The sequence below is a fragment of the Streptomyces sp. NPDC090442 genome (assembly GCF_044769405.1).
In the GTDB taxonomy this organism is placed as follows: domain Bacteria; phylum Actinomycetota; class Actinomycetes; order Streptomycetales; family Streptomycetaceae; genus Streptomyces.
The window spans coordinates 77,725-91,285 of the sequence record NZ_JBIVXW010000029.1; the positions used below are offsets into that span (position 1 = coordinate 77,725).

Genomic DNA, 13,561 nt, shown 5'->3' on the forward strand with positions numbered 1-13,561 from the left:
TGGTGGGCGGTGGCGGTCAGGCTGCGGGCGGTGGGCCGGAGTTCGGCCGGTGCGCGGAGTGGACGGGGGTTCATGTGACGAACACGATCCCCGCGTCGGTGCCGGCCGGGGTGTACTCGGCGAGCCGGGCCCGCAGGCTGTCCGTGCGCTGCGGGAGGTAGAGGTCGTGGTACGCGCCGAGTTCCGCGCCGTCCTCCGCGCCGCGGCGGATCTCCTCGGCGCAGCCGGCCGCCAACTGCCCGTACCACGGCGTGCCGTAGCGCTCGCTGCGCAAGAGCGGGCGGACCCGGGCGGCTTCCGCGGGGCCGACCAGGTCCGGCTGGCAGCGGTAGCGGCGGGGGGTCCGCGAGCCCGGTGGAACGTAGCTGAAGCGGACGCAGCCCACCTGGCGCCGGGCCGCGCGCACCAGGCCGGTGAAGAGGCTGTTCTCGGCGATCCGCACCGCGTGGACGTGCACCTCGCCCAGGACCGTGGTCCGGTGCGCGGACAACTCCGCGTGCGCATGGCGGCAGTCCGGGGCGGACAGCGCCGCGCGGTCGGTGCCGGTGGCGTCCAGGATGCTGTCGCGCAGATGGATCGGGAGCGGGTCGGTGCCGACCTCGTCGCCGAGCACCTCGATGGTGCCGAGGATGGTCCGGTCGATCTCCACGCAGGCCGTGGTGCGGTCCAGGACCAGGCTCGGCTCCTCCGGGGAGGCGGGGTGGCACTCCGGCTCCAGCGACCAGCCGGGCACCAGCGTGCAGTGCCGCAGCACCAACGACCCCAGCGGGCCCGTGACGTTCAGGCCGCGGCCGGTGACCAGCAGCCCGTCCAGCTCTATCCGCGGCCGCTCGCCGGGCGCGCACTCCGCCTCCACGGCGCGGATGTTGAGGGCGTCCGGCCGGTTGCTGTACCAGTCCAGCAGCCGGATCACCGGGCGGGTGCCCTCGGCGGCGCGCACCTGGAGCCGGTCGCCCGGCTCCAGGTCGAAGTCCAACTGCTCCTGGTAGGCGCCGCTGTGGACGATCTCGATGATCCCGTCGGGGCCGCCCCGGCCGGTGCGCCGGTCGTGCCGCCAGGCGGCGTAGGCGTCCATGATCCGCCGGAACGGGGCGTCGGGTCCGACCCGGTAGACGGTCGCGTCCGGCGGGGTGATCCGCCCGTGGTCGCCCGTGGTCCCCAACTCGACGCGCTGGCGGAGGTATTCCCCACCGCCGAGGTCGTCCCCGAACCCGTAGTGGTAGTCCACCCAGACGCCCTGCCGCGGCGCCGAGCGGGCCCCGAACGCGATCCGCCCCAGCTCCGGGTCGACGGCGACCTGCCCGCGCCGGGGCCGGTAGCGCCAGGCGCTCAGGTCGGCGACGACGATGTCGGCGAGCGGGACGGGGTGGTCCGCGTCATCCGTCCGGAGCACGAAGCTCTTGCCGGGGCCGTAGTAGTCGGCGAGCCGGTCGTGCAACTGCCGGCGGGTGATCAGTGCCGGGACGTTGTCCAGCGCGGCGATGTGGGTCGCCGACGGCTCCGGCTCCGGGCGGGTCACCAGCGGGGTGTCGTTGCCCAGGATGGCGAAGGTGTAGAGGTTGCGGGCCCGGTCGAGGCAGTACGCCGGCGCCCTCGTCACCGCGTACGGCTTCAGCCGCCAGACGAACAGGCCGACCCCGGACGGGGAGTAACCGCCCTGCGTGCGCGCCGAGTTGGCGCGGCGGACGTCCACGGTGCGCGGGACGGTGCCGAACGGGCCGCCGGCCAGGTCCAGCGCCGCGCCGTCCCGGACGTCCACCAGCCGGCCCCGCCCGCGCCGCCGCGCGTCGGCCTCCTCGGTCGTCGAGCCGTAGAGCCGCACCGGCTGCTGGTGCGCGACCAGCCGGGAGAACGTCACCGCCCGCGCCGGCCAGCCCGCCACCCCCTCGGACAGCTCCTCCAGCAGCGCAAGGGTGCCCTTGCGCCGCCGGTTGCCGACCGTGGCGGCGACATCGCGGCGCGGCGCCAGCGCCTGCGCCAGCCGCTGCCGCGAGGAGTCCGGCAGCCCGCCGTCCCGCAGCCCGGTGGCCAGCACCCGCTCGTACCCGGGCAGCGGGCGGTAGCCCACCAGATCGCCGAGGTAGGGCAGCACCCACTCCGCCGCGGTCTCCACGAACCAGTCGTCGTACTGCTGGGCCACCCCGTCCCGGACCCGGTCCACCTGCTCGGCGATCACCGCCAGCAGGGCCCGCAGCGGCTCGCCCTGCTCGGTGTCGCGCAGCCGGTGCCACTGCGGGAGCAGCTCCGCGAGCCCGTCCGGCTCCCTGTTGGTGGTCATCGGGTCTCCTCCGTCAGGATCAGCGTGTCCGCGACCCGCGGGTCGAACAGCGCGAGTTGGGCCGGTCGGACGCCGCGGAAGACGCAGAGCGCGCGGCCCTTGGGCAGCGGGCGGGTGTCGGTGAGGTCGGGGTTGAGGCGCAGCAGCTCCGCCAGCGGGATGCCGTACCGGGCGGCGACCGCGGTCAGCGTCTCCCCGCCGTCCGCCGTCACCTCGTGGATCCGCTCGTCGAAGCGGGCGAGCCGGGCCGGCACCGACGCCTGCGGCGGACCCGACAACGCGCCGGCCAGCGCGGCCAGTTCGTCCGTGGTGACGGACGCCGGAACGCCGGTGAAGGCGGCCACGTCCACATAGTCCACCCCGGGTACCGACTGGGCGGCGGCCAGCACCTCCGACAGCCGGGCCGGCTGCCCCAGCTCCCGGCCGTCGTAACCGAGCCGGGCCGACAGCGCGCGCCGCACCCGGGGTTCGACCAGCGGCCAGGAGTAGTCCGGCAACACCGTGACCTTCGCCGCGCACAGCAGCAGCACCGGCTCCCGGACGTCCACCCGCACCGGAAGCCGGCCGTCGCCGTACTCCGCCAGCGAGGCCCGCAGCGCGTGCAGCACCTCCGCGTCCGGTCCGAGCGGGACGTCGTCCACGCCGGCCACCGTCACGTGCAGCACCTGCCGCCGACCGTCGAACACCTCGCGGGCCGCGGCCCGCCCGATGCCCGCCCGGGAGCGCGCGAAGTCCTCGTAGTCCACCAGCGACACCAGCCGGTCCAGGGCCGAGACCGCCAGCGGGACGGTGCGCCGGGTCAGCGCCGGGCCGTCGGCGTCCGCGCCGCCAGTGGCCGGCTGCGGGTTGGTGACGCCGGTGACGCCCAGCGGGCGGGTGACGGCCTGGGTGATCCGGTCCGCCGCGACGTTGGCGGCCCGGCCGGTGCCGAAGCGGTACCGGGCCCGGACGTTGTCGTGACCGCTCGGCAGCCGGGCGCCGTGCACCCCGTCCCCGAACGTCACCGTCGTCCGCCCGCCCCCGCCCTCGGCGCCGCCCGAACGGGAGCCGTCCCCGCCCGTGGTGCCGGTGACGTACACCCGCTCATGGGGGCCGCGCCCGGCCAGGCTGTCCACCGGGTGCCAGCGCAGCCCGTCCACCCGGATCTCCAACTCGGGCACCGCGCCCAGGGGGTTGTCGGCCGGACGCCAGGTCAACGGGGACTGCCACAGCGCGAAGGTCTGGTTGGCGCGCGCCGCGTCCCCGCTGCCGATCGCCTCGTCGCGGCTCTCGCCGTGCGAGGCCGGGACCACGTTGCCCTGCACCCGGACCGACTCCCGCCGGTAGCGGTGCGCCAGGTTCCGGGTCAGGGTGAGCGTGGTGTGCACCCGGTCGCCGGGCAGCTCCGGGTCCAGGCTCTGCGTCACCTCCGCGATCACCGCCAGTTCGGTGCCCCGCAGCCCGGATACGCCCGGGATGTCGGTCCGCTCGCCCGAGACGACGAGCCGACGCCCCGGTCGCAACCCCTCGTGGAGCGCGGCCAGTTCGAGCCGGTCGCCGTGCACGTCCTCGCCCACCGGCTCGTCCGCCTGGGTCAGCTCCTGGCCCGCGGCGTGCACGGTGGTGTCCCGGATCGCGTCCAGCGTCACGTCGTGCTCGTCCAGCCACGGGTCGGCCAGCGTCAGCAGGGTGCCCCGGCCGGTGATCCCGTACTGGGCGTGCACCGCGGTGCGGACGGCGGTGACCCGGGTGGTGACGAACGCCAGCTTCTTGTCGCCGGGGATCCCGTCCGGGCCGTCCGCGCCCTTGCGGGGCCGCTCGATGGCGACCCAACTGCCCACGGTGATCGCGTCGTAGACCGCGTCCAGCGCCAGCGCGTGCCGGTCGGCCGGCTTCGGGACCGTCGCGATCGCGATCTCCACGCCCGGCGGCTCCCCGCCGGCCGCCACCCGCACCCGCACCTCGTACGTGCCGTCGGTGACCTGCCGGTGCTCGCCGGGCGCCAACTGCCAGGACTGGACCGACCCGTTGCCCACCGAGACGTGGATCCTGCCGTCCTCCGCCGGGCGGGAGACGAACAGCGTGCGCTCCGGCAGCCCGGGCAGCAGCCGGGCGGTCACCCCCGCCTCGGGGGCGTCCGCCGCGTGCCGGCCCAGCCAGCTCAGCTCGTGCTCGGGGCCGGTACGGGTGGACAACTCGACCCGGCCACGGCCCAGTTCGAAGCGGGTGTCGGCCGGCAGGTTCTCCGCCCGCTGCACCGAGTTCCCCGTCTCGACGTGCTGGAACTCGGCCCGCACCGGGGTCTTCCCGGCGGTGTCGAAGACCACCCGCACCGTGGTCAGCGCCGCCCCGGTCAGCGGCCAGTCCGCGGTCCTGATGACCCGGCCCCGGTCGTCCTGGACGGGCTTGAGCGGGGCCGTCGCGCCGAACGGGGCGGCGGTGACCCGCATCGCCATCAGGGCGCGCAGCAGTGGCTGGTCACCGGGCTGGCCGGCGCCGGCCGCCCGCGGTGCCGCGGCCCGTCGCCACGCCGGGTAGAGGCCGTCGGCGACCCGCGGGTCCAGCGCGGAGAGCAGCCGTGCCCCCAGGTCCGCGCCGGCGCCGAAGGCCCGCCCGGGGTCCGCGGCGACCTCCCCGGCCGCGGACGGCGGGCGCACCACCCGGGTGCGCAGCGCCGGCAGCACGGAGGCGAGGGCGGCCAGGGCCGGCGGCACCGGGGGAGGGGCGGTCGGGTGCCCCTCGGCGGGGTGCTGTTCGCCGTCCCCGGCACCCGGCGCCTCCGGCAGCTCACCGCCCAACTGGCGGGCCCGAAGGGCCAGTTCACCCACGACCGCCTGGAGCTCCTCGAACCACGCGACGACCTCCGGATACCCGGCCGCCACCGCCTGCGCCTCCGCCAGCCGCTCGTGCGGCCCGGCCAGCCGCGCGGCGAGCGCCTCCGGGGTGGTGATTCCGTCCAGGTCCTTCCGCAGCGGCGCCAGCACCTGCGCGTCGAAGTCGGCGACGAAGCGGCTGACCGGGCGCGGGTTGGGCGCCTGCGGCGTGGCCGGCGGCGGGTAGTCCGGGTCGTCCGGGTCCGTGGTCAGGGGAGGTTCGGTGATCCAGGCCCGCAGCTCGGTGATCAGCTCCGGCAGCGACGCCGGTGCCGCCTGCGGCAGCCCCACCCGGGTCACGTCCTCGGTGCGGTCCGGCCGCACCGAGGCCGCCGCCAGCAGCACCCGCCGCACCCCGAAGTCGAACAGCAGCCGGTCCCCGACGGTCAGCCCGGTGGCCGTCCCCGCGACCAGCAACTCCGGCCGGGACGCCAGGTCGTCGGCGGTCAGCAGCGCGGGCCGCCGCTGCCGCACCGCCAGCTCGTTCCACGCCCAGCGCGCCGTCAGGTCCTCGTCGGTCTCGAAGGTCTGCGGCTCCTCGTCGGACCCCGCCGGCACGCTGTGGCTGCGCGCCCCCCGCGGGACGACCACCGGCAGGTCCCCGGCCCGCGGGTCGCGGTCCAGAGTGTAGGCGAGGTGGGTGTCGGCGGCCACCCCGGGCCGCGGCCGGTGCCCCACCAGCCGGCCCAGCAGCGCCAGCGAACGGTGCTCGTTGGCGGTCCGCAGATACCCCTCGTCGGCGATCCGCTCGCTGTGGAACGTCAGCAGGTCACCGAGGACCGCCCAGGCGTCCAACAGCCCGACGGACGGGTCGTCGGGGGTGCGGACGGTCAGTCCGCGCAGCGCCGGATACGCCGGCGACGCCAGCCGGTCCAGCATCGCGGCCAGGAACGAACCATGGTCCCCCACCCGGTAGTTGAGGGCGGTGCGGCCCGGCGGGTTGTAGAGCGCGGGATCGGCCCGCCGCTCGTCGTGCCCGCCGCCGTCGCACCCGCACCGGCAGCCGGTGCCCGCCGTCTCGCGCTCCGTCATCGCCCACCCCCGAGCTCGATGACCAGCCGGCCGTTCTCGGGCCGGTCCGGGTCGTTGTCACAGCGGGCGATCTCCAGCGGCCCCAGCCGCAACACCCCCGCCTCCCGTTCCCCGCGGTCCTCGTGGAACATCCGGCGCAGCCGGTCCACCACCACGCTCCGTACGCCCGGCACCGCCGCGGCCACCGCCACCAGCCGGCTCAGCCGGACCGGCTCCCCGAACGTCAGCGCGTCCGGATGGAAGAAGCCCAGCCGCCCGCCGGGCAGCGCCCGGCCGCCCAGCACCCGGTACAACTCCGCCAGGATCTGCCCGTGTTGGTGCCCGGGCTCGGCACACACCGTCAGCGCGACGTCCAGCGGCGCCCACCGCGCCGGCTGCACCACCAGGTCGTGCCCGATCCTGCGGTAGCCCTCCAGCGCGTACCCGATCCCGTCCAGGAACGCCGGGGTCGGCTCCTCCGTCCCGTAGGCGTCGATCGCCACCCGCGCCTCCTGGAGGGCGCCGGTCCAACGGATCTGAGCCGCCGCCCGCTGGACGCCGGGCAGTTCGGCCGCCAGCACCGCGTAGTCCTCCGCGGTCACCGCCCGCAGCCGGGTCCGCTTCAGGTCCAGCGGCGCCAACTGGCGTACCTGCTCCAGTGGTTCGGGCGCGGTGCCGCCCACCGCGGGCAGCGGATTGCGGACCCCGACGACCGGCAGGGTCTCCGCGGCATCGGACTCCTCCGGGGCGCGCCGCAGCACCAGGTGGCCGATCGCCTCCGCGCCGACGTTGCCGGCCGGGCCGCCGCCGATCCGGTAGTGGACGGCGAGCCGGGCGCCGGGCGTCGGCCGGGCCCCGTACCGCCCGTCGCCGAACCGCAGCGCCAGCCGCCCGTCGTCACCCAACTCCCCTACGAGGTGCCGGTCGCGGGGGCCGCTGCGCAGCAGATCGCGGCGCGGGAGCCACCGGGGACCGCGCGCCTCGCCTTCGCAGGCGAGCTCCTTCAGGCGGATCGCCGGCAGGGCCTCGCGCGGGTCCTGGTGGACCGCGGCGGCCGGGCCGTGCAGCACCGGCTCGTCCGGATCCAGCCCGTCGGCGTACCCGGCGCCCCAGGTGTGCGTGATCTCCCAGGCGGTCCGCGCGTCCAGCACCGTCCCGGCCCGCGCCCGCGCGGTCAGCACCGTGAGCCGGCGCAGCTTGCCGTCCAGCAGCCGCGGGCTGCGGTGCAGCAACTCCCGCAGCGCCCGCACCGGATGCCGGACCAGCTCCAGCTCCTCCAGCAGCCGCAGCCCGAACAGCACGGTCAGCTCGGCGACCTCCGCCTCGTCCAACCCGTCCCGGTCCCGGGCGCTGCGCCACAGCTCCACCAGTCGCGCCCGCACCCGCTCCGGGACCGCCGCCAGGTGCTCCGCCTGCCCGGCCGCGATGTGCCGCGGCTGCGGGAACGGCACCGCCTGGACGACCGGCGCGCGCCCCAGCACCGGCCGGAAGCGCGGCGCGATCCCCGGATACACCGACTGCGCCAGCAGCGTCCGCACCGCCGCGGCCTGCGCGTACGCCGTCCCGGGCGTCACGTGTTCCGCCCGCAGCCCGGCCGACGCGAGCCCGATACCGGCCCGCTCGGCGGCCTCCTCGCCCACCGCGGTGACCACCCGCCGCACGTCGTCGGGCGTCAACTCCCGCCCGTCCTCGGCCCGTTCGATGAGGTCGCCGAGCAGCCGCGCGACCTCGTTGCCGCCGTGCCCGCCGTCCCGGCAGCCGAAGGCCGGCGGGTCGCAGGACGGGAGGACGGCGGGGACGGGCGGCACGGTGACGGTCTCGTACCCGTCCCCGTCTCCGTCCAGGGTCTGGCCGTGGTCCACCAGCAGCACGTTTCCGCGCGCCACGCTGACGTCCTCGACGGGCGCGCAGTCGCGGCCGCCGGGGGTGGACAGCCGCAGCGGGAACGTCAGCGCGTCCTCCGGGCCCCAGGTGACCTCCACCACGGGCCGCCCCAGCAGGTGATCGACGGCCGGGGTGACCGACCGCAGCCGCACCACCTGCCGGTGCGTCGGGTCCTGATCGCCGGGCGTACCGGTCCGCGGGCCCTTCACCTCCTCGAAGAGCAGCAGGTCCCCGGGGGCGAGCGCCAACTGCCGCCGCCCGCCGCCCTCGTCGACCCAGTCGTCGGCGAGGGTGGCGCGGGTCGCGCCCTTCGGCAGCCCGCACACCTCCCCGCCCCACGTCCACAGGTGGACGGTGTTGTGCTGCGGCAGCAGCGTCAGCGGCGCGTCCCGCACCACCGGTTCGAAGACCTCCAGCGAGCCGCGCTCGGCCAGCACCGCCAACTCCCGGTCGTCGAGCACCGTCCCGAGCTCCGGCCGGTCCCGCGGGCCGTAGGCGCGGTAGTCGACGGCGGCGAAGCGGAACGAGCCCGGCGGCAGCGTCAGCGGCTCCACCGCCTCCAGTGCCACGAACGCCCGCGCCGTGCACCCGTCGTGCATCGGGTAGTCGATCAGCCGCACGTGCCGGCGCACCGACACCCGGCTCCGCGCGGTGTCCAGATACGCCTCGGTCGCCACCGCGTCCTGCTGGTAGCTGATCTGGTCCGCGGTGTACGCGAGCAGCTCGGCCAGCGTCGTCCCGAGGTCGGCCGGGTTGCGCTCCACCCACTCCGGGGTGGTCAGCCGCAGCCGGTCCAGGACGACCTGCCGGAGGGTGGCGTAGTCCCGGGCGGTGTAGTCGATGACGGGGGCGGAGGCGGGGGAGCGGAGCGCCTCCGGTGGGCCACCGGGGACGGAGACGACGCCTCCGTCCCCGTCCACGCAGTCGAACGGCGTCGGGCAGTTGGGCCGGAACGAGAACTCCGCGGAGAAGTACCGCTGGTCGAAGCCGGGGAACGGCGCGCTGCCCGGCCGCCCGTACGGGTCGGTCTCCACCACCGACAGCCGGTACGTCGAGAAGTCGCCGGCCCGGTCCAGCAGCACCACCAGCCGGTCGTCGAGCTCGGGGTCCTCCTCCCGCTCGACCGTGATCTCCAACGCCTCGATGCCGGTGATCCGGCGCCCGCCGTCGATCCGGACGTTCTCCGGGCGCAGCCCGTGCGGCGCCTTGCCGAGGAAGGTGACGGTCAGCGTCCGCCCGTCCTCGGAGACCTCCACCTCGTCGACGCCGTTGCGCCGCTCCTGGCGTATCCGCTCCCGCCGGCTCACCCCGGCCGCCCGCGTGCCGCCGCTCATCACGCCACCCCCCGTCCCTCGAAGACCTCATCGCGACGGCTGGCGGTGGCGCGCACCACGTACTGGAGGTACACCCGCACCACGTTCTCCTCGCTCACCACGTCCAGCGACGCCACCTCGATCAGCTCGCCCAGCCAGCGCTGGAGCGCCGCCTGCACGGACAGCTCGACGGCCGAGGCCAACTCCGGGCTGTTCGGCGTGAAGACCAGGTCCAGCAGCCCGCACCCGAAGTCCGGCCGCATCACCCGCTCGCCGGGGCTGGTGAACAGCAACTGCTCGATCAGGTCCCGGACATGCGCGTCATGGCGGGCGTGCGCGGTCCGCCCCCGCCGGTCCACCCGGTACGGGAAGGCCAGGTCCGTGCGGTGCACCCGCCCCGCTGCCGCCCTCATCGGCTCGTCACCCCCTCGGAACCGCCCCACCGGCCCCCGCCGACGGACGCCACCACCGGCGGGCCCTGCGGCACCAGCCCGGCGCTGAAACACATCGCCGCCGACGAATCCAGCAGCACCGGCGCGCCGTCGACGCACACCTGACCGCCACCGCCACCGCCACCGCCGCCGTCCGCGGTCCACCGCACGCTGGCGCAGGGCTGCGGCCGCCCCGCCACGACGTGCGTGCACCCGCTGACGGTGAACAGCGCCGCGGCGGTGGTCACCGCCGCACCGTCGATCCGCACCGCGCCCGCGCCGTCACCGCCGGCCGGGACCGGCACCACCAGCCCCCCGTGCGGACATCCCATGACCACTCCGCCATGGAGGACGTTTCCGCTCGCCATCTGCCCTGCCTCCCCCGCTCCCGTCAGTGCTTCTTCGGCACGGTCAACCGACCGTCGTTCACGTCGACTTGCTCCCCGGTCAGCGAGACCGACGCCCCGTGTCCGTTGTTGAGGTGGACACCCGTGGCATCGATCCGCACATAGGCGCCGCCCGGCGCCTCCAGCAAAATCCCCTCGGTGGGCACGTCCGACAGCACGATCTTGTGTTTCCCCGGCGTCTGGATCACCACCGGACGCGAAATCGCCGGGTCCCGTTGCGCGTCCTCCGGCAGTTCCTCCCGCCGCCCGTACCAACACCCCACCCACACCGGGAAACTGGGATCCCCCTGCTCGAACTCCACCCACACCCCGGCCCCGACCGACGGCACGACCACCTGGCCGGCCCGCTCGCCCGAGAACGGGAAACACGGCAGCGCCCAGGTGGACACCTCGTCGCCCAACACGTCCGGGACCTGGACCCTCAACCGCCCGATTCCCATCGGGTCGTCATTGGCCGCCACCCGGCCCCGGAATTTGCCGAGGAAGCGGTTGTTCGGTGCACCGGCCATGCGCGACTTCTCTCCTTGACGGCGGTTACGGCGGTTACGGCGGTTACGGCGGTTACGGCGGTTACGGCGGTTGCGCGGATACCGCGATTGCGGCGATCGCCGAGACTGCGGCGACCGCGTGCGGGTGAGGTGCTGCGGGTGGGGCCCTGCGAGGAGGGGCTAGGGCCGGACGGTGCCGCGGCGGGCGATCAGTCCCTCCCTCGACAGTGTGAAATTCTGGAGGTAGGAGCCGATCCGCAGATTGTGCGTCACGCTCTTCACGTAGTAGTCCCCGTCGTAGGTGACCCCGGCGCCGCGCACCCCCACCAACTCCCGCGGCCGCAACACATACCCGTGCCGCGTCACGTCCAGCGAACCGGACCCCGAGATGGCGTCCGCACTGGTGGCGGCCCGACCCAACGCCTCGGCCCTCGCCAGCCCCTCGTCCATCTTCGCCGTCCCGCTGAGCGTCTTCCGCTTGAGCGCCGGCGACCCACGCAATCCCAACGGCGGCCGCAACGGGCTGATGTCGGGCGGCGCGAGCAGGGGTGCCCGCCGCGTCACGGGGTCCTGCACCCGCGCCTGCGGCTCTTCCCTGGCCGTCCCGTCATACGCGAACGTGAGCTGGTCAACCGTCGAATTCGCATCCATGTTCACGTTCAGGGCGTGCTGCCGCTGCCCGAGCCGCTGCTCCGGCCCCCAGAACGCCGTCGAACGCCCCGGCACCGGCCCCGGCTCCAGATAGAACGTGTAACCGTTGGCCCGCGCAAGGTCGTTCACATACTGCAGATCCGTCCCGGTCTGGTAGTCGACCCGCACCTGTTCCCGCGGCGGCTGCGGAATCTGCTCGCGAATGATCCGGGTATCGATCCCGTAGTCCGCGTACTTGGACAGGATCCGCTCAACCCGCTGCGAGGGCGCCAGATTTGGATAGCGATCCGTCCGCTCCTCCAGATCCATCAACAGCGACAGATCCTCTCCGGTGAGGGTCAGCGTGCTCTGCCCGGGATGGTTGCTGCTGCCCACCTCGTGCCGCACGATCACCCCGTCCAGCAACACCACCGGCGTGCCCTTGAGGGAAACGGTGACGATGACCCTGGTCTTCGGATCGAAGAACCCCTCCGGCAACAACCGCTCGACGATCGCGCCCTTCTTCGTCAAGTCGAACGCCAGTTGAAACCCGCTCCGCTCACCCGCCGTACTGGTGATCTGCGCCGACAACAGCGCCTCCATCACCTCCTGAGGCACCAACCGCGCCAACTTCGGTCCCATGTACAGCGATACGTGAAGGGGCCCCCGCCCGACCGGCTCGTCCCCCTCAGCCATGCCGCACCCCCGCCCCGCCGGCCCCCTGGGCGAACCCGCCCGGCAGCGGCACCGCTATCTCCACCCCGGGCTCCTCCGTCAACTCCCGCGGCTCCAACACCGGATTGGCGTCCGCGATCCGCCACCACTGCCCCGGATCACCGAAATACCGCTGCCCGAGCTGATCGAGCCGCTCCCCACCGCTGACGACATGCGGCACGAGCTCGTCCGCGTCCTGCTCCAACGGAGGCAACAACCGCCGCTTCGCATACCGCACTTCGGTCCCCTCGGACATCACGTGCACCCCGATGCCGATCCCCGCATACCGACTGCTCCGCGGATACGGATGCGCCCCCGGCACCTCGTCCAACGCGCTCTCATACGGCTCGATACCCATGCCTCAGATCCCCCTCCCCAGCCCCAACTGCGCCAACGACCCGCCCCGCGCCCGCCGCGCCAACTGCTCCTTCTGCGCCAGGTGCGCGAGATAGAGCGCCGCCCCGGGGTGCCCGGCCGGCAGGTCGCTCACCGTCAACACCTTCAACCCGATGCTCAGCGAAGCCCGTATCGGACAGAGATTCACGTCAAACGCCGACTCATTGACCGACAACTCCGTCAACCGCACCGGCATGACCCGCTTGCTGCCCCACGTGAACAACGTCAACGGCGTCTCGATCGGGCTGATCTCGATGGTGCCCTTCTTCGTCAACTTCGACGCCGCCAAGAGCTGCGCGGTGGTCGGCTGCACCAACATCTCCAGCACCGCCAACTCCGGATGGATCCCCTCCGGCGCCGCCACATCGAGCTGGTCGGTGGCGTCGATCTCCGCCGTGAACTTCCACGTCTCCTGCGCGGGCCCCTTCAGCCGCAACGCCTCATTCCGATCCCCACCACCACTTCCGCCCCCGCCGCTGTCCCCTTCACCCCCGGCCGCCTGCGGCGCCACCTGCCGCTCCAACGTGTCCGGATTGAACTGCAACACGATGATGCGCTGCGGCACCCCCACCTGAGAATCAACCACAACGATCCCGGACCGAATGGGCTTGCGGATGTCTGCGTAGCGGGTCATGACTCAGGGACTCCAATCCGGTCGAATGCCTGCAAGGCGGTACTGGCGACCTTCTTCAAGAAATCGTCGGAATCGGTCAGGGAAGCCTGCCGAAGCGGTTCGCGAAACACAGACCACTCGGCGTAGGCCATCCCCCAGAGCGCTCCTTCGCGTACGGCTCCATGCTCGGCGAAGGCGCCAGCCTGCAAGCGGCTGACGAAGCGGTCGTCCGGCTCGATCGGGGCGCCGAGGCCAAGACGGGCGAGTGCGCTTCCCTGTTCGGCAGGGTTGCCCGACCCGTCATGCGAGGCGAGCAGGTCGTCGAACTTCATCACCAGGGGATGCGCGACGAAAACCGCGACACTGCCCTCTACCTCGGCAGCTCCCAGAGAGCTGGCAGCCATGACGAACGACGTGCCGATCGCGGTCTTTTCGGTATAGGAAACAATCAACCCGGGCCTGACCTCCCATTTCATGAGCAGGGGTTCTCCAGGGATCTCGTTCTCTGCTCGGTCGAGCGTATTTCGCCACCCTGCAGAGTAGG

The 13,561-nt window shown here is 73.9% G+C and carries 10 protein-coding genes; all 10 read right to left on the reverse strand.

The features are described from left to right. Positions 1–70 precede the first annotated feature (70 nt). The gene (locus tag ACIQU6_RS21345) at positions 71–2,278 is read right to left on the reverse strand and encodes a hypothetical protein (protein ID WP_403483222.1); all 2,208 of its coding nucleotides are present in this window, start codon (positions 2,276–2,278) and stop codon (positions 71–73) included. After that, a complete protein-coding gene (locus tag ACIQU6_RS21350) occupies positions 2,275–6,162 on the reverse strand; it encodes a putative baseplate assembly protein (RefSeq protein WP_403483223.1) in 3,888 nt (1,295 codons plus the stop codon). Before ACIQU6_RS21350 ends, ACIQU6_RS21345 begins: the two co-directional genes overlap by 4 nt. Then, complete coding sequence (locus ACIQU6_RS21355; protein ID WP_403483224.1) at positions 6,159–9,359, reverse strand: putative baseplate assembly protein; 3,201 nt, start codon at positions 9,357–9,359, stop codon at positions 6,159–6,161. Before ACIQU6_RS21355 ends, ACIQU6_RS21350 begins: the two co-directional genes overlap by 4 nt. Next, positions 9,359–9,751 carry a GPW/gp25 family protein gene (locus ACIQU6_RS21360; protein WP_403483225.1) on the reverse strand — a complete coding sequence of 131 codons (393 nt, stop codon included), beginning with the start codon at positions 9,749–9,751 and terminating at the stop codon, positions 9,359–9,361. The genes ACIQU6_RS21355 and ACIQU6_RS21360 overlap by 1 nt, the downstream gene beginning before the upstream one ends. Further along, positions 9,748–10,101, reverse strand: coding sequence for a hypothetical protein (locus tag ACIQU6_RS21365; protein WP_403483226.1), 354 nt, complete (start codon positions 10,099–10,101; stop codon positions 9,748–9,750). Before ACIQU6_RS21365 ends, ACIQU6_RS21360 begins: the two co-directional genes overlap by 4 nt. A 59-nt stretch (positions 10,102–10,160) precedes the next feature. Continuing rightward, complete coding sequence (locus ACIQU6_RS21370; RefSeq protein ID WP_403483227.1) at positions 10,161–10,685, reverse strand: phage baseplate assembly protein V; 525 nt, start codon at positions 10,683–10,685, stop codon at positions 10,161–10,163. A gap of 159 nt (positions 10,686–10,844) precedes the next feature. Then, positions 10,845–11,990 carry a hypothetical protein gene (locus tag ACIQU6_RS21375; protein ID WP_403483228.1) on the reverse strand — a complete coding sequence of 382 codons (1,146 nt, stop codon included), beginning with the start codon at positions 11,988–11,990 and terminating at the stop codon, positions 10,845–10,847. Then, positions 11,983–12,366 carry a hypothetical protein gene (locus ACIQU6_RS21380; protein WP_403483229.1) on the reverse strand — a complete coding sequence of 128 codons (384 nt, stop codon included), beginning with the start codon at positions 12,364–12,366 and terminating at the stop codon, positions 11,983–11,985. Before ACIQU6_RS21380 ends, ACIQU6_RS21375 begins: the two co-directional genes overlap by 8 nt. A 3-nt stretch (positions 12,367–12,369) precedes the next feature. Further along, complete coding sequence (locus tag ACIQU6_RS21385; RefSeq protein ID WP_403483230.1) at positions 12,370–13,038, reverse strand: hypothetical protein; 669 nt, start codon at positions 13,036–13,038, stop codon at positions 12,370–12,372. Further along, entirely contained in the window at positions 13,035–13,493 is a 459-nt protein-coding gene (locus ACIQU6_RS21390; protein ID WP_403483231.1) for a hypothetical protein, read from the reverse strand. The genes ACIQU6_RS21385 and ACIQU6_RS21390 overlap by 4 nt, the downstream gene beginning before the upstream one ends. Positions 13,494–13,561: the final 68 nt, after the last annotated feature.